Annotated in this window: 21 protein-coding genes and 1 tRNA gene; 12 read left to right on the top strand and 10 right to left on the bottom strand. The window is 72.5% G+C overall.

Annotation, left to right across the window (positions count from 1 at the left end):
* Nucleotides 1-18: 18 nt before the first annotated feature.
* From IG78_RS0126405 to IG78_RS48370, 4 genes are all read right to left on the bottom strand, one after another.
* The gene (locus IG78_RS0126405; RefSeq protein ID WP_030567472.1) at nucleotides 19-384 is read right to left on the bottom strand and encodes an SH3 domain-containing protein; all 366 of its coding nucleotides are present in this window, start codon (nucleotides 382-384) and stop codon (nucleotides 19-21) included.
* Nucleotides 385-616: 232 nt separating this feature from the next.
* The gene (locus tag IG78_RS0126400; protein WP_404827718.1) at nucleotides 617-1,924 is read right to left on the bottom strand and encodes an ATP-binding protein; all 1,308 of its coding nucleotides are present in this window, start codon (nucleotides 1,922-1,924) and stop codon (nucleotides 617-619) included.
* A 581-nt stretch (nucleotides 1,925-2,505) separates the two neighbouring features.
* Nucleotides 2,506-3,399 carry a hypothetical protein gene (locus tag IG78_RS42685; RefSeq protein ID WP_078965403.1) on the bottom strand — a complete coding sequence of 298 codons (894 nt, stop codon included), beginning with the start codon at nucleotides 3,397-3,399 and terminating at the stop codon, nucleotides 2,506-2,508.
* Nucleotides 3,400-3,628: 229 nt separating this feature from the next.
* Nucleotides 3,629-3,961, bottom strand: coding sequence for a hypothetical protein (locus IG78_RS48370; protein ID WP_030567467.1), 333 nt, complete (start codon nucleotides 3,959-3,961; stop codon nucleotides 3,629-3,631).
* Nucleotides 3,962-4,255: 294 nt separating this feature from the next.
* Between IG78_RS48370 and IG78_RS0126385 the strand changes: the two genes are divergently transcribed.
* Entirely contained in the window at nucleotides 4,256-5,059 is an 804-nt protein-coding gene (locus tag IG78_RS0126385; protein ID WP_030567466.1) for a nuclease-related domain-containing protein, read from the top strand.
* Nucleotides 5,060-5,076: 17 nt separating this feature from the next.
* On the opposite strand, the gene ligD is transcribed toward IG78_RS0126385, so the two are convergent.
* On the bottom strand, nucleotides 5,077-5,976 hold the full coding sequence (ligD, locus tag IG78_RS0126380) for a non-homologous end-joining DNA ligase (protein ID WP_030567464.1): 900 nt from the start codon (nucleotides 5,974-5,976) through the stop codon (nucleotides 5,077-5,079).
* A gap of 73 nt (nucleotides 5,977-6,049) precedes the next feature.
* Between ligD and ku the strand changes: the two genes are divergently transcribed.
* Nucleotides 6,050-7,276 (top strand): non-homologous end joining protein Ku, encoded by a 1,227-nt coding sequence (gene ku / locus IG78_RS0126375; protein WP_030567462.1) that lies wholly within the window; start codon nucleotides 6,050-6,052, stop codon nucleotides 7,274-7,276.
* A 42-nt stretch (nucleotides 7,277-7,318) separates the two neighbouring features.
* Here the strand turns inward: ku and IG78_RS0126370 are convergent, their stop codons facing one another.
* Nucleotides 7,319-7,750: a class I SAM-dependent methyltransferase family protein gene (locus IG78_RS0126370; protein ID WP_249926139.1), complete on the bottom strand. Its 432-nt coding sequence runs from the start codon at nucleotides 7,748-7,750 to the stop codon at nucleotides 7,319-7,321.
* 375 nt (nucleotides 7,751-8,125) lie between these two features.
* Between IG78_RS0126370 and IG78_RS0126365 the strand changes: the two genes are divergently transcribed.
* The 4 genes from IG78_RS0126365 (at nucleotide 8,126) to IG78_RS0126350 (ending at nucleotide 11,208) form a co-directional block, all read left to right on the top strand.
* Nucleotides 8,126-8,707, top strand: a complete 582-nt coding sequence (locus tag IG78_RS0126365; RefSeq protein WP_030567458.1) for a TetR/AcrR family transcriptional regulator — start codon at nucleotides 8,126-8,128, stop codon at nucleotides 8,705-8,707.
* Between the two features lie 139 nt (nucleotides 8,708-8,846).
* Nucleotides 8,847-10,031: an agmatine deiminase family protein gene (locus IG78_RS0126360; protein ID WP_030567456.1), complete on the top strand. Its 1,185-nt coding sequence runs from the start codon at nucleotides 8,847-8,849 to the stop codon at nucleotides 10,029-10,031.
* Nucleotides 10,032-10,192: 161 nt separating this feature from the next.
* Nucleotides 10,193-11,011: an SAM-dependent methyltransferase gene (locus tag IG78_RS0126355; RefSeq protein ID WP_030567454.1), complete on the top strand. Its 819-nt coding sequence runs from the start codon at nucleotides 10,193-10,195 to the stop codon at nucleotides 11,009-11,011.
* A 125-nt stretch (nucleotides 11,012-11,136) separates the two neighbouring features.
* Nucleotides 11,137-11,208 (top strand) — tRNA-Arg (locus tag IG78_RS0126350).
* A gap of 133 nt (nucleotides 11,209-11,341) precedes the next feature.
* On the opposite strand, the gene IG78_RS0126345 is transcribed toward IG78_RS0126350, so the two are convergent.
* The 4 genes from IG78_RS0126345 to IG78_RS0126330 all read right to left on the bottom strand — a co-directional run bounded on the left by IG78_RS0126345 (nucleotide 11,342) and on the right by IG78_RS0126330 (nucleotide 14,485).
* The gene (locus IG78_RS0126345) at nucleotides 11,342-12,463 is read right to left on the bottom strand and encodes an FAD-dependent oxidoreductase (RefSeq protein WP_030567452.1); all 1,122 of its coding nucleotides are present in this window, start codon (nucleotides 12,461-12,463) and stop codon (nucleotides 11,342-11,344) included.
* Nucleotides 12,464-12,502: 39 nt separating this feature from the next.
* Entirely contained in the window at nucleotides 12,503-13,039 is a 537-nt protein-coding gene (locus IG78_RS44290; RefSeq protein ID WP_051852961.1) for a HEAT repeat domain-containing protein, read from the bottom strand.
* Between the two features lie 162 nt (nucleotides 13,040-13,201).
* On the bottom strand, nucleotides 13,202-13,705 hold the full coding sequence (locus IG78_RS0126335; protein WP_030567448.1) for a DinB family protein: 504 nt from the start codon (nucleotides 13,703-13,705) through the stop codon (nucleotides 13,202-13,204).
* A gap of 33 nt (nucleotides 13,706-13,738) precedes the next feature.
* Complete coding sequence (locus tag IG78_RS0126330) at nucleotides 13,739-14,485, bottom strand: class I SAM-dependent methyltransferase (RefSeq protein ID WP_078965400.1); 747 nt, start codon at nucleotides 14,483-14,485, stop codon at nucleotides 13,739-13,741.
* A gap of 99 nt (nucleotides 14,486-14,584) precedes the next feature.
* Between IG78_RS0126330 and IG78_RS0126325 the strand changes: the two genes are divergently transcribed.
* The 6 genes from IG78_RS0126325 (at nucleotide 14,585) to thrC (ending at nucleotide 21,009) form a co-directional block, all read left to right on the top strand.
* Nucleotides 14,585-15,163 (top strand): XRE family transcriptional regulator, encoded by a 579-nt coding sequence (locus IG78_RS0126325; RefSeq protein ID WP_030567444.1) that lies wholly within the window; start codon nucleotides 14,585-14,587, stop codon nucleotides 15,161-15,163.
* Between the two features lie 107 nt (nucleotides 15,164-15,270).
* Nucleotides 15,271-15,756, top strand: coding sequence for a response regulator (locus tag IG78_RS0126320; RefSeq protein ID WP_078965398.1), 486 nt, complete (start codon nucleotides 15,271-15,273; stop codon nucleotides 15,754-15,756).
* Between the two features lie 132 nt (nucleotides 15,757-15,888).
* On the top strand, nucleotides 15,889-17,034 hold the full coding sequence (gene nrtL / locus IG78_RS0126315) for an ArgS-related anticodon-binding protein NrtL (protein WP_030567440.1): 1,146 nt from the start codon (nucleotides 15,889-15,891) through the stop codon (nucleotides 17,032-17,034).
* A gap of 22 nt (nucleotides 17,035-17,056) precedes the next feature.
* Nucleotides 17,057-18,448, top strand: a complete 1,392-nt coding sequence (gene lysA, locus IG78_RS0126310; protein WP_030567438.1) for a diaminopimelate decarboxylase — start codon at nucleotides 17,057-17,059, stop codon at nucleotides 18,446-18,448.
* Between the two features lie 206 nt (nucleotides 18,449-18,654).
* Nucleotides 18,655-19,944, top strand: a complete 1,290-nt coding sequence (locus tag IG78_RS48365; protein ID WP_030567436.1) for a homoserine dehydrogenase — start codon at nucleotides 18,655-18,657, stop codon at nucleotides 19,942-19,944.
* Between the two features lie 6 nt (nucleotides 19,945-19,950).
* A complete protein-coding gene (gene thrC / locus IG78_RS48360; RefSeq protein WP_030567434.1) occupies nucleotides 19,951-21,009 on the top strand; it encodes a threonine synthase in 1,059 nt (352 codons plus the stop codon).
* Nucleotides 21,010-21,346: the final 337 nt, after the last annotated feature.

Genomic DNA, 21,346 nt, shown 5'->3' with positions numbered 1-21,346 from the left:
GTCGGCCCTGGTGCGGGGTCAGCACCAGCGTGGTGCGGGCCCGATGTTGTCGATGTAGTGCGCCGCGCCCCACGCCCAGGTGCCGTCCGTGAGGAGGTACCAGCGGTCGTTGTGGTGCACGTACTGGCCGCGCGTCTTGCAGTGGATGTGCACGATCTTGCCGTGCGGCTCGTGCCTGATGACCCTGCTGCCCCGGGTCGGCGCGTCGCGCAGGAGCAGCCCGCTCTTGGCGGTGACCCGCCCCTTGTAGACCGGCGGGTTGTTGTTCGCGTCGTCGGCGACGGCGGCGGGCGCGGCGGTCAGCACGGTGGCGGCGGCGAGGGCGCCGCCGGCCAGGACTATGGACAGGCGGGTGGCGACGGAGGAGCGGGGACGAAGGGCCATCGGGGCCTCCTGGGAGAGGAGTGAGGGGACGGGGGAACGATTGGCCAAAGGCCGCAAATGCACACTAAAAGCGACACGCTGAGTACGCAAAAGGTCACGGGCGGTCAGGTGGCCGGGTGGGCCGTACGGGCGGTGAGCCGGGCGGGCAGGGGGTCAGGCGGCCGGGGGTGAGGCGGCCGGGCGGCCACACGGTTGGGCGGCCGGACGGCCAGGAGGTCGGGCGGTCGGGCGGTCAGGTGGTCCCGCTCGGTGCCGTCCCGGGCCCCGCGGCGGCACCGTCGGCCGACTCCTCGTACGGAAGGGTGAGGACCGCCACCGCCCCCGTGCCCCACGTCGCGTTGGAGAACATCAGGCGTGCCCCCACGACCGTGGCCTGCCCGAGGGCGATGGTGAGACCGAGCCCGTGCCCCTTGCTCGTCCCCTCCGTACGGAACCGCTGCGGCCCGTGGTCGACCAGATAGCCGGGGAAGCCGGGGCCGTGGTCCCGCACGGTGATCACGGGTCCGTCCACGGTGAGGATCACCGGCGGCGCCCCGTGCTTCAGCGCGTTGCCGACGAGATTGCCGAGCACCCGCTCCAGGCGCCGCTCGTCCGTGTCCACCACGAGGTCCCGCACGATCCGCAGTTCCACCTCGCCCCCGGAAGCGCGCACCACCCGCTCGGCCAGTGGAGCGAGCCGGACCGCGTCGAGGTCCACGCGCTCACTGCGCGCGTCGAGCCGGGAGATCTCCAGGAGGTCCTCGGTGAGCGTGCGCAGCGTCGACACCCGGTCCCGCACCAGCTCCGTGGGGCGGCCGGGCGGCAGCAGCTCGGCGGCGGCGTGCAGCCCGGTCAGGGGAGTGCGCAGCTCGTGCGCCACGTCCGCCGTGAACCGCTGCTCGCTCAGGAGCTTGCCCTGCAGCGACGAGGCCATCGTGTCCAGGGCGCCGGACACCGTGGCCACCTCGTCCTGGTGGCGGTCGGCGTCCCGGGTGCGCGGGTCGTGCACGCGCGCGTCCAGGTCGCCCGCGCTGATGCGGCGCGCGACCCGGGCCGTCAGATGCAGGCGTCTGGTCACCCGCGTCACCGCGAACGCGCCGACAAGCAGCGTCGCCCCGATCGCGAGCACGGACGAGCCGAGGATGGCCCGGTCGAGGCCGTCGATGGTGCGGGCCCCCTGCGCGTAGTCCACCTGCACCGCGATCGCGCGCCGGCCGTCCGCGGGGCCCGCCGCCCACACCGTCGGACGCTCGTCGTGGTCACCGACCATCGTGCCGCGCTCCCCGCCCACCGCCAGGTCGCGCAGCGGCTCCGGAAGCCCCGGCGGGTCGATGCCCGCGCCGGGGTCGAGCCGCCCGCCCGCCTCGTACTGCTCGGTGGCGTCGTCCAGCCGGGTCAGGGCACGGTCGCGGGCCTGCCCCACGGTCTGGTTGGTCACCGCCACGTGGACGAGGACGCCGAGCAGCGCCGCGAGCGCGCAGCACATCACGGCGATGAACACCGCCGCCTTCCAGGCAAGGGTCGCCGTCCAGGCGGGCAGCCGGAAGGGCAGCCGCGGCAGGCGCGTAAGGCGCCGCAGGAGGCCGCGGGGGCGCGACGGCGCGGTACCGGCCTCACGGCGGGAGGCACCGACATCGGCGCGGGAGGCCCCCGAGGTCCCGGACTCGGGGCGGGAGGCCTCGGACCCGGGGCGGTGGGCCCCGGACTCGACACGGGTGGCCTCGGGCTCGGGGCGGTGGGCCTCGGGCTCGGGGCGGGTGGCCTGGGACTCGGGGCGGGAGGTCTCGGCACCGGAGGCTTCGGGCGCGGGGCGGTGGGCCTGGGACTTGGCACCGGAGGCTTCGGGCGCGGGGCGGTGGGCCTGGGACTCGGCACGGGAGGCTTCGGGCGCGGGGCGGTGGGCCTGGGACTCGGCACGGGAGGCTTCGGGCTCGGGGCGGGTGGCCTGGGACTCGGCACGGGAGGCCTCGGACTCGGGGCGGGCGGCCTCGGCACCGGAGGGCTCGGGCTCGGGTCGGTGGGCCTGGGACTCGGCACCGGAGGCCCCGGACCCGAGGCGGTGGGCCTCGGGCTCGACACGGGTGGCCTCGGGCTCGGGGCGAGAGGTCTCGGCACCGGAGGCCCCGGACCCGGGGCGGGCGGTCATGTGCCTCCGTCCGTGCCGTCGCCGCCGCTCGGACCGGGCGTCGGCCTGCGGCTCTCGCCGGGAGCGGGAGCGGGGGCCGCCGGGCCGGAGGTCTCCCCGGGGCCCGGCGCGGGTTCCGGGCCCTCGGTCAGGGCGGGCGCCTGGCTGCGGACGCCCTTGGACCGTGGCGCGTCAGACGAGCGCAGGATCTCGTCGCGGGTGGGCAGCATCGCGCGCTGGTGCCGGTCCCAGGACCAGGCCGTGCGGTACTCGTACCCGGGGATGCCGGAGACGGCGCGCACCACCAGGGCGCGCCCGGCGAGCTCGACGCCGAGCACCGCGTCGGACGTGCCCATGATCTGGGTGAGGAGCCCCTTCTCCATCGCGTAGACGCGGACGGCGAGCTGCTCCTCGGGCATGCGGATGCCGATGACGAGGTCGTCGCTCCCGTCACCGGTGAAATCGCGGTAGTAGGCCTTCAGGACCGGGCAGTCCTCGGAACGGTCGCCGCAGTCCTTCAGGGCTCTGACGGTTTCCTTGTAGAGCGCGTCGGGACCGCTGTAGACGTCGGGGTTCGCGGCCACCTCCGCCCTGACGACGGCGAGGGGGTCGACCTTGCGCAGATCGCCGCCGGGCACGCGGACGCCCTTGACCACCTCTGTGTCGGCCTCGCCGTAGTCACCGACGGGCGAGGACGCGGGCGGCAGGTCGGGCCACAGCCGTGTCGGGCCGACGGCCGTCGGGGTGGTGCCCGCGCCGCGCAGGTCGCCGGGGTCGCCGCAGCCCGCGAGGGCGGCCGCGGACAGCGCGAGCACCGCCGCGGCCGCGGGCGCGCCGCGACGCACGGGACCGCGGCGGCGCGGCCTGCCGCTGCCGCTGCTGCTGCGGTCGCGGCTGCGGCTGCGGTTCAACTGGCACTCCTGCTCGCGGGTGCCTCGTGCGAGGCGTCGTCATGGGGCTGCCGCAGGTCACGAGGCGCGGCTCCGGCGGATCGGTCGCCCCGTACACCTTATGGGTTGGAAAGTCTTCCTTGTCGACCTGCTGGATCTCCCGGTCGACCTGCTGGACCTCCCGGACCTCTGACGTCGCCGTGGAGCCGCCCGCACGCGCGGTTGCGGACGCGCGGCGGTGCCGTCGCGCTCAGGCGTCGGTGCGGCCCCGGCGGACCAGGGCGAACCCGAGGCCCCCGGCGCCCGCGGCCGCCATGGCCCCGCCCGCCACCAGGAACGCCGGGTTCGTGGTGGTGTCCACGCCGTCCGCGCCCGCCACCACCCCGCCTTCGGGCAGGACGGCCCCGGCGCCGGGACCCCGAACCGGGACGACGGTCCGCGTCGCGCCGGGCCGGGAGGCGGCGGCGGAGGCCCCCGCGGCATCGTCGGCGGACGCGGCGGCGACCGGCAGCAGCAGCGCCCCGCCCGCGAGCATGGTGACGGCGGCGGTACGGAGGACGGAGGTGCGGCGGCGGAGGCTCACGGTGCGTTCCTTGACTGGGCGGAGCGGTGAGGGTGACGGTGACCGTCACGAAGCTAGGCGTTCGCCGTTGCGGCGACTCGGCGGCTTTGTAACAGGGGGCCATAGCTGTGCGGGCAGTGTTGTTACGGGGCGGGTGCCGACATGGCGCGCGGACCGTCCCGGGGTGGCGAACGCGGGGCGAATCGGCGTCAACTTCCGTGCGCGGCCACCAGCTTCTTGCCGGAGCGGCGTCCGGGCTGCTCCCATGGTCATGGGGCGGGGGCGATGGGACATGGGGACGTGGGGTGATGGGGCATGAGCGGACTGCGCGTCGTACCGGCGTGGCGGCACGGACACGAGCGGCTCTACGTCTGCCGGACGGACGGCAGAAGTGTGGCCTGGTACGACCGGGACGCCGCCCGGGTCAACCTGCTGAACGCCGACCGTGAGGCGGACGTCCTCGACGTCCTCGCGCCGTTCCTGACGGGGAACGTCACGGTGGGGCCGCCCCCCGTGCCCACCCCCGCGGAGCTGGCCAGGCTCACCCTCCACCCGGACGACGACCTCGCGCCGAACCGGCCGGGGGAGGCCCTGCGCATCGCCATCGACCGCGACCCGCCGCCCCCGCGCAAGCTGCGGTCCGACCCGCGGCAGCGGGCGCTCGCGGCGGAGACAACTGTGGGTGACGCCCTCGACCGCCTGGACGCGGTCGGCTGGCACGCCCTGCACTCGATCGGCCTGCCCGGCGGGGGCCGCCTGCACCACCTGCTGATCGGTCCTGGCGGCCTGTTCTGCGTACGGACACTGCCGGTGCGCAGGCAGCGGGTGCGGATGGCCGACCCGATGGTGACCGTGGGGCGGAACCAGCCGGTACCGCTGTTACGGGACCTGCGGGCGGACGCCGGGCGGGCGTCGTTCGCGCTGACGGCGGAGGTGCGGGCGGTGCTCGTACCGGTGGGGGCGGTGGACGTGGACGTCGCCGTAACCCCCCGGGAGGTCCGGGTCCTGCTCGAACGCGACCTGCCCGCACTGGCCCACGCGGGCGGCGTCCTCAAGCCGGCGGACGTCGAGGCACTGCACGCGCTGGCGCGGGACCGCAGGACGTGGCAGCGCGTCTGACCGCGGACGGGCCCCGGTCATGCCGGGGCGGGCAGTGCCCTGGCCTGGTCCGGGTCGAACAGCGCCGCGAGCAGATCCCCGTACCGCTCCAGGCGGGGCGCGATGTCCGGCGCGCGGAAGACCAGCAGATCCGGGTCGCGGCGGTCGAGACACTCCGTCACCTCGTCCCAGGAGACCGGTGTGGACACCGTGGGCTCGGCGCGCGCCCGCAGGGTGTAGGGCGTGGCGGTGGTCTTCGCCGCCGCGTTCTGGCTGAAGTCGACGAAGACCTTCCGCGGCCGCAGGCTCCGCGTCATCCGGTGCACCACGAGCCGTGGCAGCGCCCGCTCGGCCTCCACCGCGAGCCCCTTCGCGTACGCGGTGACGTCGGCGGACGCGACGGGCTTGAGCGGTACGAGCAGATGCAGCCCCTTGCTGCCGGACGTCTTGACGCAGGGCGCGAAGCCGTCCGCCGCGAGCCGCTCACGCAACCACAGCGCCACCTCGCACGCCTGCACGACGTCCGCGGGCGGCCCGGGGTCGAGGTCGAGCACGAGCCGGTCGGCGAGCCCCGCCGCGTCCGCGCGCCACTGCGGCGTATGGAACTCGGTGACCAGGTTGGCCGCCCACATCAGCGTCGGCAGGTCCTGCACAAGGATCTGCCGGGTGGTCCCGTCCGACCGCACCACCTCGGCCGTCCGCACCCAGTCGGGGGTACCCGGCGGCACGTTCTTGGCGAAGAACTGCTGGCCGTCGGGCCCGTCGGGGAAGCGCAGGAAGGAGACGGGACGGTCACGCAGATGGGGGAGCAGGGCTTTGGCGGCGGTGGCGTAGTAGTGCAGGACCTCGGCCTTGGTGAACCCGCTCGCCCGGTAGAGGACCTTGTCCAGGTTGCTGAGCGAGAGCCGCCGCCCCTCCACCTCGGTGATGGGCGTCATACGATGAGAATCCCACGAAACCGGGGCAAAGGTAGTGGGCTCAGCCACTGACACTCGCCGAAAGGTGCTCCCCATGCGGTCCATCTGGAACGGCGCCATCTCCTTCGGCATGGTCAACATCCCGATCAAGCTCATGAACGCCACGGAGAACCACGCCGTCTCCTTCCGCCAGATCCACACGGAGGACGGCGGCCGCATCCGCTACCGCAAGGTGTGCGAGCTGGAGGACCACGAGGTGCCGACGGCCGAGATCGGCAAGGGGTACGAGGACGTGGACGGCTCGGTCGTCCCGATCACGGACGACGACCTGGCCGCACTGCCGCTCCCGACCGCGAAGACCATCGAGATCGTCGCCTTCGTACCGGCCGACTCCGTCGACCCGCTCCAGATGGACACCTCGTACTACCTGTCCGCCAACGGAGTACCGGCCGCCAAGCCGTACACGCTCCTGCGCGAGGCGCTCAAGCGCAGCGAGAAGGTGGCCGTCGCCAGGTTCGCGCTGCGCGGGCGCGAACGGCTCGGCATGCTGCGGGTCGTCGACGACGTGATCGCCATGCACGGCCTGCTCTGGCCGGACGAGATCCGTGCCGCCGACAGCGTCGGCCCGGAAACCGGCGTGAAGGTGCGCGACGCGGAACTCGACCTGGCGGACGCGCTGATGGACACCCTCGGCGAGGTGGACCTGGACTCCCTGCACGACGACTACCGCGCCGCGGTGGAGGAGATGATCGCCGCCAAGGTCGAGGGCGACGGGGCCGCCGCGCCCGAGCCCGCGGCGGAGGAGGGCGGCGGCAAGGTCATCGACCTGATGGCCGCCCTGGAGAACAGCGTCCGCGCCGCCCGCGGCGAGAAGCCCGACGAGGGGTCGGGCCGGGGGCGGGACGCCGAGGTGACGTCGATCCACTCCCGCGGCTCCCGCACCTCGAAGAGCCCGGCCCGCAAGTCGGCGCCGACCGCCCCCAAGCAGGTGGGCGGAAAGAAGTCGACCGCCAGGACTACCAAGACCGCCGGGACTGCCAAGACCGCCGGGACTGCCAAGACCGCCGGAACGGCGGCGAAGTCCACGGCCGCGGCTCCCAAGAAGAGCACGGCGAAGAGCACCGCGAAGAAGACGGGGGCGGGATCGGCCGCCGGGTCGGCGGGGAAGAAGACGGCGACGGGATCATCCGCCGGGGCGACGGGGAAGAAGACCGAGACCAAGAAGACCGAGACCAAGAAGACCGCGGCGAAGAAGTCGGCGGCGAAGAAGAGTACTGCGACGGCGAAGAAGGCGGCGCCGCGGAAGAAGGCATCGGCGTAGGCCTGGGGGGCGATCACCCACCCCGACGACCGCACCCGCCCCCTACCCCCCGCACACAGTCACCGTGAACAACCCGACCCCCTCCCGCCGACTGGCCACCTCACCGAAGCCCGCAGCGCGCGCCCACCCCTCGGCCAGGGCGACGTCCCGGCACTTCATCACCCACGGCTGCCCGTTCCTGTTGGGGAGCACGTTGGCGATGAGGTCGAGCTGCGGGTGGCGGGTCTGGGTGGTGAAGACGAGGGTTCCGCCGGGCGCGAGCAACCCCCGCAAGCGCTCGATCGACTCCCGGATGACTTCGTCGTCGAGCAGCAACTCGTAAAGACCGGACACCACGACGACGTCGGGTGCCCCCGCGTCCGGCGCCTTCGGGTCGAGCGCGTCCCCGATCTCGTACGAGACATGGGAGAGCCCGCGCTCACGGGCGAGCCGCTCGCCCTGCCGCAGCCCGGACGGGACCAGGTCCCGGCACACGACCCGCAGCCGCCCGGGCCCGTACTCGGCCGCAAGGTCCTGGAGGTAGCTCGCGCGGCATCAGGACCGGCTACCGGTACGGCTTCGACAGCGGCACCATGCTCGACTACAAGCCGCGCCCGGCGGTGCGCAACAGGCCCCGCAGGACTGCCCATTTGAGGTTCCGCAGAGGTTTCGTCATGCCCGCAAGGGTGGTGGCGGCGCGGCGCGGGGGCATCCGTACGGGTACTCGGGCGGGGCTGAGTACGGCGGCCCGGGCGACCCGGCGCGCGGCGGAGTCGTGCGCCGGGCGCAGGGAAGGCGCAGGGAAGGCGCAGGGAAGGCGCAAAGAAAGGCGCAGGGAAAAGGGCGCACGCCCCCGGCTATCGTGGCCGGGTGTCCAAGCGCCAGACCCAGATCCTCGAAGCCGCCACCCGCCTCATCGCCCGCACCGGGGTCCGCGGCCTGCGGGTGGAGGAACTGGCGGCCGAGGCGTCCGTCTCGACGGGCCTCATCTACTACCACTTCGGCGACCGCGCGGGCCTGATGCGCCGCACCCTCGCCTTCATCAACGACCGCGCCGAGCACTACACGGAACCTGAGGGGGGCGCCGCCGAGGACCCCCGTACCCACCTGGAGCAGATGCTGCTCCTGGAGCTGCGGGACGAACCCGGGGTCGTGGAGAACAGCACGGCGTGGGGCGAGTTCCAGGCGAGCGCCAAGTTCGACCCCGAGCTGCGCGAGCAACTGCGCCGGGCGACGGCGGAGTGGGTCGAGTACGCGGCCGACCTCATCCGCGCGGCGCAGGACGCCGGCACGGTACGCGCCGAGGTCACCGCCCCCGCAGCGGCGGAACGCCTCACGTCCCTGGTGGAGGGCCTGAGCGGCCGCTGGCTCGCGGGCTCCCTGGAGCTGGAACGGGCGCGGGGGCTGCTGCGGGAGGCGTACGAACTGGAACTGGGCCCGAGTGGGAACTAGGGGCGCGCCCCGACAGACGCCCGCCCCCGACATCGCACGCACCACCTCCCGCCCCACCCACCGCCCCGTCATCGAACTTGACTGAAAATTCAGTCAGCCGCACAGTGGAGTGACGCACGTACTCGCCTTGGAGGCACCGATGAACGAGCCGCAGGTCGATCGCGGGGGCAGCCGCACGTCGCGCGCCCGCCCTTCCCGCAGGGGTGTGCTGTGGGCGGCCGGTGCGGGGGCGGCGGTGGCGGGGCTCGGCGGGACCCTGGCCGCTGTGGCCCGCTCGACACCCCGGGACGGGGGGAGTGCCGCGGAGGGCCGGGCTCGGCGCGGGATGGTGGTACCGGCGGACGAGACCCCCCACGTACGCACCTGGATGTCCTGGCCGACGTCCCGGACGATCTGGGGCGGCGACCTCCCGGGAGTGCAGCGGGACATCGCGCTGATCGCGAGGACGGTGGCGGCGTACGAACCGGTGATCATGTGTGCGCCGGACGAGCGGTCGGCGGCGCGGGCGCGGGCGAGGTGCGGCCGGACAGTCACGGTGCTGGACTCCATCCCCACGGACGACCTGTGGATGCGGGACACCTGCGCGGTGTTCCGCACGGACGGCGAGGGCGGCGTGGACACGGTGGGCCTCGGTTTCAACGGCTGGGGCGGCAAGCAGCGCCACGGCAGGGACGCCCGGGTGGCGCGCGGGGTGGCCGCGCGCACCGGACGCGACTTCACGCGCGCGGGCTTCGTCGGCGAGGGCGGCGCGGTGGAGACCGACGGCGACGGCACGCTGATGGCGACGGAGAGCAGCCTGGTCAACGCCAACAGGAACCCCGGCAGGACGCGGGACGAGATCGAGGCGGACGTACTCCGGGCGTACGGCGCACGGAAGATGATCTGGGTGCCCGGCATCGAGGGCGAGGACATCACCGACGACCACATCGACGTCACGTCGCGGTTCGTGCGCCCCGGCGTGGTGATGGTGCAGGTGCCGCCGCGAGGCCGTACGGACATCTGGGCGAAGGACGCCCGCGAACAACTGGCGATCCTGTCCCGGACGCGCGACGCGCGGGGCCGCCGCCTGCGGATCATCGAGGTCGAAGGACCCGGGGAAATCCGTACGGCCAACCCCGGCCTGGTCGACTCGTACCTCAACTTCCATGTGGTGAACGGCGGAGTGATCACCGCACGCTTCGGCGACCGCAGGACGGACGAGGGCGCACGCAGGGCGCTGGCGGCGGCGTTCCCGGGCCGCGAGGTGGTGCAACTGGACGTGACGCGCCTGATGGGAGGAGGGGGCGGCATCCACTGCGCAACGATGCAGGAACCACGCGCGTAGGCCGCGCGGAAACCCACCCGTAACCCCCGCAACCTCCCTCACCGGCCCGGTACTTGCTAGGTTGCCCTTGATCAACCTGATCGAACAGATCAAGCCACCCGACCGGATCAGGCGGATCAAGGGAACCAATGGCTCACGTACGCGCACCGCAGGAGGCCCCCGTGTCAGGACCGGACCCGAGACTCGAATCGTCCGCCGAGATACGCGCACGGATCGACACGAGCAAGCCGCACTCGGCGCGCTTCTGGAACTACTTCGTGGGCGGCAAGGACAACTACGAGAAGGACCGGGAACTCGGCGACCAGATCCAGGAGATCTTCCCGGGCCTGGTGGACGTCGCCCGCACGAGCCGGCACTTCCTCGGCCGCGCCGTCCGCCACCTGGCGGGCGAGCAGGGCATCCGCCAGTTCCTTGACATCGGTACGGGCCTGCCGACCGCCGACAACACCCACGAGGTCGCCCAGCGCGTCGCACCCGAGTCCCGGATCGTGTACGTCGACAACGACCCCCTGGTCCTGGCGCACGCCCGCGCCCTCCTGACGAGCACGCCCGAGGGCGTGACGTCGTACATCGACGCGAACATGTACGAGCCGGAGGCCATCCTGGAGAAGGCCGGGGAGACCCTGGACCTGACCCGGCCGGTGGTCCTCATGATCCTGAACACCCTGGGCCACGTCGGGGACTACGCGCAGGCCCGCGACCTGGTGAACCGCCTGATGGCCGGTCTGCCGTCCGGCAGCTACCTGGTGATAAGCGACTCCACGGCCACGAGTGAGGGCATGATCGCCGCGTCGGCGGCGTACAACAAGAGCGGCGCGATCCCGTACCACGTCCGCAGCGTCGAGGAGATCACCGGCTTCTTCGACGGCCTCACCCTCACCGACCCCGGAGTGGTCCAGGTCACCCACTGGCGCCCGGAGCCCACCACGGACACCACACCCACGGTGGACGCCTACGCAGGCGTCGCCCGCAAGCCGTAACCCCCGCCCCCGCACGCGTCCGGGGCCCCCGCCAGGGCCCCCGGACGCTGCACAAATACCCGTTCATCCCGACCCCCACGAAGCTGGTAGTGTTCTACCCGTCGCCGCCCCACAGCGGCCGATACGCCCCCGTAGCTCAGGGGATAGAGCAACGGCCTCCGGAGCCGTGTGCGCAGGTTCGAATCCTGCCGGGGGCACTCGCATTGAAGTAGCGTGAGTGCCTGACAGACCCCGTCACCAGCGGAAACGACTGGTACGGGGTCTTCGCGTATATGCCGCCAGATCTTCCCCACCGGGTCCGCGACAAGATCGCGAACCCGGACTGAAGTATCAGGAGTGATCGAACAGAGTGGCTACGCTCTGCGGTGCGTCCCGGCCGAAGAAGATCTCCAGGTTCTTCGCCGAGCGGCCGGCGACGTCGCTGCTACGCAGGAACAGCCGCTCTTCGTAGGCGGTGAGCGCGACCTCGATGTCAGGTTGCTCAACCAGCTTGCCCGCCAGGTCAGCGCCGTCGTACATGGCGAGGTTCGCACCCTCGCCGGCGAAGGGCGACATCAGATGCGCGGCGTCGCCGACGAGCGTCACGCCGGGCACCCTGTCCCATATGAGGCCCACGGGCAGGGCATGGATGGGCCGGAGCCACGGTTCCGCGTCGCTCCGGGTCGCGAAGGCGGTAAGCAGCGGCGACCAGCCATCGAACTCGTCGGCAAGTTGACGCAGGCCCGCGGGCGGGTCGCCGAAGTCGATCGACCTCATCCACCCCTCGGGCTTGTTCAGCGCCACGTATCCGCGCACATGCCCGTCGGCGTAGCGATGGGCGATGATGCCCTTGCCCGGCGCGACCGCCATCAGCGTGCCGCTGCCGATCGCGGCCACGCTCGCCCGACAGTCCTGGCGGCCCGGGGCGAGGGCGATCTCGATGAAGCAGGTTCCGCTGTAGAGCGGCTCGGCAGGGGTGAGCAGCGGACGCACCTTCGACCAGGCGCCGTCCGCGCCGATGACGATGTCTGCGTGCGTGGCGGACCCTTCCGCGAAGGTGAGGTCGTAGCCACCCTCCACACGGTGCCGGACCGAGGTGAGCTTGTGCCCCCACTTGATCGTCCCGGGCGCCAGCGAGTCGACGAGCAGGCGCCTGAGTTCGCCACGGTCCACCTCTGGACGGGCCGAACCGGGGTCCGCAGGCATGTCGAACAGGACCGTGCCGTGGCGGTCGACCACGCGCTTGGCGTCCTCGCCCGGGCGGACCAGAGTGCGGAACTCGTCGTAGAGACCGGCTGCGCGAAGCGCGACCTGTCCGGTCTCTACGTGAATGTCGAGCAGGCCGCCCTGCGCACGGGTCGTGGCCGAAGCCTCACCCTCGTAAATCGTCGCGGCGACACCGTGAGCCTGAAGCACCCGGGCGAGCGTCAGTCCGCCCAGTCCCGCTCCGACAATGACGACGGTCTTCCGCATGCTGAGCTCCTCTGTCGCGCCGACACGCGTCGGCGATGGTCAGCGCCAAAAGCGGACGGGACGTCCGATCTCGGCAAGGAGACGCTCAACGAGCAGAACCATCTGCGTCGATGTACGAGCGATGTCCGGCGGGTGGGCCCGCGGAACATCGTTTTTCGCGACCTTGTGACTATAACTCGGTATCAGGTGAGGGGCTGGGCCTCCTGGCACCGGGGCGCTTCGTAGGGAGTGCCTGAAGGCCCCCAGCATCAGGGCCTGTACGGCCGCGTCGCGGATCTGGGGGCGGCTGTCGGTCAGGGCCTTGGCCAGGGCGGCTTCGGCCGGGTGGTCGGTCAGCAGGGAGGGTGCCGCGGCGTGGTGCAGTCTGCGTACGGACTGGATCGCGTGCAGGCGTACGTCGGTTGACGGGTCGTCCAGGACTTCGGCCAGCGGGACGAGGGCCGCCGGGTCGGCCGTGTCGCCCAGGGCCATGGCCGCGGACACGCGGACCGTCGCGCTGTCCGCCCCTAGACGCAGGGTGTACCGCTCCACGGGCGGCGGGCTGAGGCGCCTGAGCCGGGTGTAACCCCTTGTCATGTCTGCCTGCCCGCCTTTCTCGTATGTCTTTCCCGTATGTCCGCGTGCCTCGGGGGCGCCGCGTACCGTGAGGGTCCTGCGTCCCGTGGGGGGGTCCTGGGCTTCCTGCTGCGTCCCGATGCGCGGCGCCAGTTGCCTGCTTGCCCCCTGGCCGCATCCGTGTCAGCGGCCCGTGGTGCCGTCGATCTGTTCGCGGAGGATGTCGGCGTGGCCTGCGTGGCGGGCTGTTTCCTCGATCATGTGGGTCAGGGTCCAGCGCATGGACGGTGCCGGAGTTCGGCGTGGGGCGCGTGGGGCCGGGGCGGTCAGGTCCGGGCAGGCGGCGATCACCTGGTTGGCTCGATCTACGGTCGCTCGGTAGTCGGCCAGCACCGTGTCGACGGTGTCCTCGGGGGACGGGCGTAGCGTCGCGCCCCACTCCTTGGGCTCCTCGCCCAGGAAGTAGAAGCGTTCGACGTACGCCAGGTGCTTGAGCAGCCCCAGGAGGTTGGTGCCCGAGGGCACTCCGGCCGTTCGCACCTGCGGTTCCGGTACGCCCGTGGCTTTGGCCGCGATCGACTTCCGTAGCTGGTCGAGGGTGCCCCGCAGGATTGCCTTCTCGGTCTCAGTCTCGGTCTCGGTCTCGGTTTCGGTCTCGGTTTGCTTCGGGGTGTGGGTTTTCGGCATGGGTTGCTCCGTCGCTGTGGGGCTTGCCGGTGGTCAGTTGGGCGCCTTGGTTCGCTGGACCAACAGGACGTTGTCCACGACGGTCGCGGTCTCTCCGGCGGGACCCGTGGCCTGGCGGCGCGGCATGTCGGCGCGCAGGACCGTCCAGCGGGCGGGGACGAGGTCCAGTTCGGCGGCGACCTCGGTAGGGGTGGGGTAGCGGATGTCGGGGTCCTGGTTCCAGGACCAGGGCGCGGTGGAGCCGTGGTCGACGATCAGGAGGAGGCCGCCGGGGCGCAGGGCCTGTGCGGCGGTGCGCAGGACGCGGGTGCGGGCCAGCGGGAACGGGGTGTGGAAGTACTGCGCGGAGATGAGGTCGTACCGGCCGACCGGGAAGCTTTCGGCCAGGTCGTGCTGCTCGGTGGTGACCCGGTCCGCGACCCCGAGTTCGTGCGCGCGGGCCTGCACCTGCGTGACGGCGGTGGTCGAGATGTCCACGGCCGTGACGCGCCAGCCCTGCCGGGCCAGCCAGATGGTGTCGCCGCCCGCGCCGCAGCCCAGGTCAAGCGCCGTGCCGGGGTGCAACGCCGTGGCCGTCTCGGCGAGCAGCGGGTTGACGCGTGCGCCCCAGGTCCGCCGGGTGCCGGTGCTGTAGTGGCGCTCCCAGAATCGGGCGGCACCCTCGTCCGGCGGCGCGGGCTGGTCGTCCGCGGTGCGTTCCGCCCGTGCGGTGCCCGAGGTGTCCGAGGCGCCTGAGGTGCCTGAGGTACCCGAGGTGCCCGAGGTGTCTGCGGTGCCCATACGTGCCGCCCTTCATCGATGACGTGCTGGCCCTGCCAGCATCGACACCGCCGTTCCCCCCTTGCAAGAAATCTTGCCGATCCGCAATCATCAGGGAGCATGGGCAACCCCGCAGAAGACGTACTCACCGGCGTAGGACCCCGCCTCCGCGCCCTGCGCCGGGCGCGCGGCGCCACCCTCGCGGCGCTCGCGGCCGAGACCGGCCTCACGGCAAGCACCCTCTCCCGCCTGGAGACCGGCAAGCTCCGCCCCACGCTGGAGCAGCTCCTCCCCCTGGCCCGCGCGCACGGCGTACCCCTCGACGATCTGGTCGCGGCGCCGCCCACCGGCGATCCGAGGGTCCATCTGCGACCGGTACGGCGATCCGGCCTGGTCCTGGTGCCGCTGACCAAGCGGGCCGGTGGTATCCAGGCCTACAAGGTGATCCATCCGCCCGCGGGCCGGGCACCCACGATGAAGCTCCAGACCCACGAGGGGTACGAGTGGTTCTACGTACTCGACGGGCACGTCAGATTCGTGCTCGGCGAGCAGGAGTTCCGGCTCGGTGTCGGTGAGGCCGCGGAGTTCGACACCCGCATCCCGCACTGGATCGGCAGCGCCGACGGCCGCCCCGCGGAGCTGCTCGCCCTGTTCGGCGCGCAGGGGGAGCGCGCGCACCTGACCCCGGGGAGCGACTGACCCCCCGGCCCGCAGTCCTTCGCGATCCACCGCGCCGTGGCCAACGGCGACCCTCGGCGGGGAAGGCATGCGTTCCGGCCGGGTGGCGCGTTGCCGCTCCCCCGCAAGTGGCAGAAGTAGGCAAAACCCGGACGCGATGGCGGCTCTCGACCTACTCTCGAGTTGTGCCAGGCGCGCCCGGCCGTGTGCTTGTTGTGGACGACAACAAGGTCATCCGGCAACTGATCAGGGTCAATCTCGAGCTGGAGGGCTTCGAGGTCGTGACCGCGGCCGATGGTGCCGAGTGTCTGGATGTCATCCATGAGGTGCGGCCCGACGTCGTGACGCTCGACGTGGTGATGCCGCGGCTCGACGGGCTGCGTACGGCGGCGCGGCTGCGCTCCGATCCGCGTACGCGGGACGTGCCGCTCGTCGTCGTCAGTGCTTGTACGCAGTACGAGGTGGAGGCGGGCAGCGAGGTGGGGGTGGACGCCTTCCTGGCGAAGCCGTTCGAGCCCGCGGAGCTGCTCGGGATCGTGCGGCACCTGGTCGACCGCGGCACCGACCCCCTCGACCGCGCCCCCGACCCCTCAACGGTCCCGGGCCACCCCTAGGGCCTGGCCCGACCGCCCTGGCCCGGCCACCCCTAGCCCCCGGGCCCGGCCGCACCCACCCCGCACATCTCGCGGACCCCCAGGTCAGAAACCCCCGGGCAGCGCACCCCCGCCCTCCCATACCCTTGTCCCGTGACCCCCGAAGAGCTCTCCCGCACCGCACTGCGCGCCCTGCGCCGCGCAGTGGACGCCGGAGAGCTCACCGCCCCCGTCCCGGACCGCGCCCACATCGAGCGCCCCCGCCCGGGCGGCACCGGCGACTACGCCACGAACCTCGCCCTCCGCATCGCCCGCGAGGCCGGCGCACCCCCCCTCCGCATCGCCGAGATCCTCGCCGCCCGCCTGAGCGCCGAACCCGGCATCGCCCGCACCGACGTCACCGGGCCCGGCTTCCTCAGCATCACGCTGTACGACGACGGCGGCGCCGGCCTCGTACAGCGCATCCGGGACAGCGGCGAGCGCTACGGCCACATCAGTCCCGACACCGGCGCCCTCGCCCACCTGCACACCCCGCACGACCTGCGCGCCCTCGTCGTCGCCGACGCCACGCGTCGGCTGCTCCGCTCCCAGGGCGTCCTCGTCCGCCTCACCTGCGCGGCCGCTCCCGCCAAGGCCTGGCAGGACGTCCTCGGGGTGCGCGTGGACGGACACGGCGAGCCCCCGGTCCCGCTGACCACGCTGCGCCCGGTCCCGGCGCCGCACACCCCGGACCCCCTCGCCCTCGGCCGCGACGCCGCCCGCTGGGCCCTGCTGCACCCGGCGCCGCACGACCGCCCCCGCACCGGCGGCGAACACCTCGCCCAACGCGAGTCGAACCCCCTGTTCCGCGTCCGCTACGCCCACGCCCGCACCCGCGCCCTCACCCGCAACGCGGCGGACCTGGGCTTCACCGCGGCCCCCGGCCCCGTAGGCCCACCCGCGCACGCGGCCGCCGACGCGCACGCGACCGCCGAGCCGCACACGGACGCCCCCGCGCAAGGCACCCCCGCCCAAAGCGCCCCCGTACAAGAAGACACCGCACACCCCCTCCTCTCAGCCCTGGGCGACCACCCCGCCGTCCTGGCCACCGCCGCCCACCGGCACGCCCCGGACCGCCTGACCCGGCACCTCGTCCGGACCGCCGACGCCTTCCTCGCGCAGGCGCACACCGTGCTGCCGCTCGGCGACGAGAAACCCTCGGCCGCCCACCGTGCCCGGCTCGCGCTCGCCGAAGCCGCCGGGACGGTGCTCGCAGGCGGCCTGTCCCTGCTCGGCATCAGCGCGCCCGAATACTTGTGAGACGAGAAGAGTCAGAAGAGCCATGAGCCGTTCCGCCCACCCCGCAGGACCCCGGCACGGGGACGTTCTCCCCGAAGGTCACTACTCCGCGCCGCCCAGCGATCTCAACGCCCTCGACCCCAAGGTCTGGTCCCGGACCGTCACCCGGGCGCCCGACGGCGTGGTCACCGTCGGCGGCATGGACGTGACCCGGCTCGCCGAGGAGTTCGGCACGCCCGCCTACTTCCTGGACGAGGAGGACTTCCGGGCCCGCTGCCGGGCGTGGCGCGACGCCTTCGGCGCGGACGCCGACGTCTTCTACGCGGGCAAGGCCTTCCTGTCCCGGGCCGTCGTGCGCTGGCTGCACGAGGAGGGCCTCAACCTCGACGTGTGCTCGGGCGGCGAGCTGACGACCGCCCTGGACGCGGGCATGCCCGCCGAGCGGATCGCGTTCCACGGCAACAACAAGACGCCGGAGGAGATCGAGCGGGCGGTGGCCGCGGGCGTCGGCCACATCGTGCTCGACTCCTTCCAGGAGATCGTGCGGGTCGCCCACATCGCCGACCGGCTCGGCACGCGTCAGCGCGTACAGATCCGGGTGACGGTCGGCGTCGAGGCACACACCCACGAGTTCATCGCCACCGCGCACGAGGACCAGAAGTTCGGCATCGCCCTCGCCGGGGGAGAGGCCGCAGAGGCCGTGCGGCGGGCGCTGAAGCTCGACGGCCTGGAGCTCGTCGGCATCCACAGCCACATCGGCTCGCAGATCTTCGACACGGCGGGCTTCGAGGTCGCGGCCCGCCGCGTGGTGTCGCTCCTCGCCGAGATCCGCGACGAGCACGGCGTCGAACTCCCCGAGATCGACCTCGGCGGCGGCCTCGGCATCGCGTACACCTCGGCCGACGACCCGCGGGAACCGCACGAGATCGCGCAGGGGCTGCACGACATCGTCACGCGCGAGTGCGCGGCGGCCGGTCTCGCGGTGCCGCGCATCTCGGTCGAGCCGGGCCGCGCCATCGTCGGCCCGACCGCCTTCACGCTGTACGAGGTGGGGACCATCAAGCCCCTCGAAGGACTGCGTACGTACGTCTCGGTGGACGGCGGCATGTCCGACAACATCCGTACGGCGCTCTACGACGCCGAGTACAGCGTCGCCCTGGTCTCGCGCTCCTCCGACGCCGAGCCGATGCTCGCCCGCGTGGTCGGCAAGCACTGTGAGAGCGGCGACATCGTCGTGCGCGACGCCTTCCTGCCCGCCGACCTCGCGGTCGGCGACCTGATCGCCGTGCCCGCGACCGGCGCCTACTGCCGCTCGATGGCCAGCAACTACAACCACGCGCTGCGGCCGCCCGTCGTGGCGGTGCGGGAGGGCGCGGGCCGTGTCATCGTGCGCCGCGAGACGGAGGAGGACCTGCTGCGTCTCGACGTCGGGTGACACCGGACAGCGCACGTCGGTGACGCGGACAGCGCTCACCGGTCGGCACCGGAAACCGCACGCCGGGTGACTCCCGGTCCGTGAGCGGCACAGTTGGTACTCGGTTCGTGGAACGGATGTCTCACGATCCGGACTATGGTCAGAAACACCGTTTGGGTGGGTGAGACTGGACCCACCGTACTTGGAGAAGGAAACGAGGTCGGATGATGCGTACGCGTCCGCTGAAGGTGGCGCTGCTGGGCTGTGGGGTCGTCGGCTCAGAGGTGGCGCGCATCATGACGACGCACGCCGAAGACCTCGCGGCCAGGATCGGCGCCCCGGTGGAACTCGCCGGGGTGGCCGTCCGCCGGCCCTCCAAGGTGCGTGCGGGCATCGACCCCGCCCTTGTGACGACGGACGCGACCGCGCTCGTCAAACGCGGTGACATCGACGTGGTCGTCGAGGTCATCGGCGGCATCGAGCCCGCCAGGGCCCTCATCACCACCGCGTTCGAGCACGGCGCGTCCGTGGTCTCCGCGAACAAGGCGCTCATCGCCCAGGACGGCGAGGCCCTGCACGCCGCGGCCGAGCAGCACGGCCGCGATCTGTACTACGAGGCCGCCGTCGCCGGTGCGATCCCGCTGATCAGGCCGCTGCGCGAATCCCTCGCCGGCGACAAGGTGAACCGCGTCCTCGGCATCGTGAACGGCACGACGAACTTCATCCTCGACAAGATGGACTCGACGGGCGCCGGGTATCAGGAGGCCCTCGACGAGGCCACCGCCCTCGGGTACGCGGAAGCCGACCCGACCGCCGACGTGGAGGGCTTCGACGCCGCCGCCAAGGCCGCGATCCTCGCCGGTATCGCCTTCCACACCCGGGTGCGCCTCGACGACGTACACCGCGAGGGCATGACCGAGGTCACCGCCGCCGACTTCGCGTCCGCGAAGCGCATGGGCTGCACCATCAAGCTGCTCGCCATCTGCGAGCGGGCCGCCGACGGCGAGTCCGTCACCGCGCGCGTGCACCCCGCGATGATTCCGCTCAGCCACCCGCTGGCGAGCGTCCGCGAGGCGTACAACGCGGTCTTCGTGGAGGCCGAGGCGGCCGGTCAGCTCATGTTCTACGGCCCCGGCGCGGGCGGCGCGCCCACCGCTTCCGCGGTGCTCGGCGACCTCGTCGCGGTCTGCCGCAACAAACTCGGCGAGGCCACCGGGCCCGGCGACTCCGCGTACGCCCAACTGCCCGTGGGCTCCATGGGCGAGGTCGTCACGCGGTACCACATCAGCCTCGACGTGGCCGACAAGCCGGGCGTGCTCGCCCAGGTCGCGACGGTCTTCGCCGAGCACGGGGTATCGATCGATACCGTCCGTCAGACGGGTAAGGACGGCGAGGCCTCCCTCGTCGTCGTCACCCACCGCGCGCCCGACGCCGCCCTCACCGGCACCGTCGACGCGTTGCGCCGACTCGACACCGTGCGTGGTGTCGCCAGCATCATGCGGGTTGAAGGGGAGTAAGCAGCAATGGCCCACCAGTGGCGCGGAATCATCGAGGAGTACCGGGACCGCCTCCCGGTCTCCGGCACCACGCCGGTCGTCACGCTCCATGAGGGCGGCACGCCGCTCGTGCCCGCGGCTGTGCTCTCCGAGCGCACGGGGTGCGAGGTCCACCTCAAGGTCGAGGGCGCGAACCCGACGGGGTCCTTCAAGGACCGCGGTATGACCATGGCGATCACCAAGGCCAAGGAGGAGGGCGCGAAGGCCGTCATCTGCGCCTCCACCGGCAACACGTCGGCGTCGGCCGCCGCGTACGCCGTGCGCGCCGGGATGGTCTGTGCCGTCCTGGTCCCGCAGGGCAAGATCGCCCTCGGCAAGATGGGCCAGGCGCTCGTCTACGGCTCGAAGATCCTCCAGGTGGACGGCAACTTCGACGACTGCCTGAACCTGGCGCGCGGCCTCTCCGAGAACTACCCGGTGGCGCTGGTCAATTCGGTCAACCCGTTCCGCATCGAGGGCCAGAAGACGGCGTCCTTCGAGATCGTGGACGCCCTCGGCGACGCGCCCGACATCCACGTCCTGCCGGTCGGCAACGCGGGCAACATCACGGCCTACTGGAGGGGCTACAAGGAGTACGCGGCCGACTCGGTGTCGACGCGCACCCCGCGCATGTGGGGCTTCCAGGCCTCCGGCTCCGCGCCGATCGTGCGCGGCGAGATCGTCAAGGACCCCTCGACGATCGCCACCGCGATTCGCATCGGCAACCCCGCGTCGTGGCAGCACGCGCTCGCCGCGCGCGACGAGTCGGGCGGCTTCATCGACGAGGTGACGGACCGTGAGATCCTGCGCGCCTACAAGCTGTTGGCGTCGCAGGAGGGTGTCTTCGTCGAGCCCGCGTCCGCCGCGTCGGTGGCGGGCCTGCTGAAGGCCGCCGAGCAGGGCAAGGTCGACAGGGGCCAGCGCATCGTCTGCACGGTCACCGGCAACGGCCTGAAGGACCCGGACTGGGCCGTCGCGGGCGCCCCGCAGCCGGTCACGGTCCCGGTCGACGCGGCCGCCGCGGCGGAGCGGCTGGGCCTGGCGTAAGGCTTGGCCCGGCGTGCCGCTTGGCCTGGCGTCAGGGCTTGGCGTCAGGGCTTGGCGTACCGCCTGGTCCGGCATCAGGGCTCGGCGTACCGCCGGGTCCGGCGTGAGGCCGGGCCTGGCGTACCGCCCAAACCTCGCAACTCCGTACAGGGGTGGCACAGGGGGCTCGCGACACGCATCGTGCGCCTCCCGTGCGCCCTATGTCGCCACAGAACCTTCCTTCGATAGGCTGTGGTGAACCCACCCCGACGCATATGCCGCCGCATATGCCGCGGTGCCGCCCGCAGAGGCGGCCCCGGGGTGCTGTCCCTCGCCGGACGAGTGCCGGCCGAGGCGG

Origin of the sequence: Streptomyces aureocirculatus (genome assembly GCF_000720475.1) — a bacterium.
Classification (GTDB): domain Bacteria; phylum Actinomycetota; class Actinomycetes; order Streptomycetales; family Streptomycetaceae; genus Streptomyces; species Streptomyces aureocirculatus.
This window is presented reverse-complemented; position numbering and strand designations above follow the sequence as displayed.

What these genes read in the sequence shown, in the direction of transcription:
- IG78_RS0126405 (WP_030567472.1), bottom strand. Translation starts at nt 384, where the DNA reads ATGGCCCTTCGTCCCCGCTCCTCCGTCGCCACCCGCCTGTCCATAGTC.
- IG78_RS0126385 (WP_030567466.1), top strand. Translation starts at nt 4,256, where the DNA reads ATGAGCGGACTGCGCGTCGTACCGGCGTGGCGGCACGGACACGAGCGG.
- ligD (WP_030567464.1), bottom strand. Translation starts at nt 5,976, where the DNA reads ATGACGCCCATCACCGAGGTGGAGGGGCGGCGGCTCTCGCTCAGCAAC.
- ku (WP_030567462.1), top strand. Translation starts at nt 6,050, where the DNA reads ATGCGGTCCATCTGGAACGGCGCCATCTCCTTCGGCATGGTCAACATC.
- IG78_RS0126360 (WP_030567456.1), top strand. Translation starts at nt 8,847, where the DNA reads ATGAACGAGCCGCAGGTCGATCGCGGGGGCAGCCGCACGTCGCGCGCC.
- IG78_RS0126345 (WP_030567452.1), bottom strand. Translation starts at nt 12,463, where the DNA reads ATGCGGAAGACCGTCGTCATTGTCGGAGCGGGACTGGGCGGACTGACG.
- IG78_RS44290 (WP_051852961.1), bottom strand. Translation starts at nt 13,039, where the DNA reads ATGACAAGGGGTTACACCCGGCTCAGGCGCCTCAGCCCGCCGCCCGTG.
- IG78_RS0126335 (WP_030567448.1), bottom strand. Translation starts at nt 13,705, where the DNA reads ATGCCGAAAACCCACACCCCGAAGCAAACCGAGACCGAAACCGAGACC.
- IG78_RS0126330 (WP_078965400.1), bottom strand. Translation starts at nt 14,485, where the DNA reads ATGGGCACCGCAGACACCTCGGGCACCTCGGGTACCTCAGGCACCTCA.
- IG78_RS0126325 (WP_030567444.1), top strand. Translation starts at nt 14,585, where the DNA reads ATGGGCAACCCCGCAGAAGACGTACTCACCGGCGTAGGACCCCGCCTC.
- lysA (WP_030567438.1), top strand. Translation starts at nt 17,057, where the DNA reads ATGAGCCGTTCCGCCCACCCCGCAGGACCCCGGCACGGGGACGTTCTC.
- IG78_RS48365 (WP_030567436.1), top strand. Translation starts at nt 18,655, where the DNA reads ATGCGTACGCGTCCGCTGAAGGTGGCGCTGCTGGGCTGTGGGGTCGTC.
- thrC (WP_030567434.1), top strand. Translation starts at nt 19,951, where the DNA reads ATGGCCCACCAGTGGCGCGGAATCATCGAGGAGTACCGGGACCGCCTC.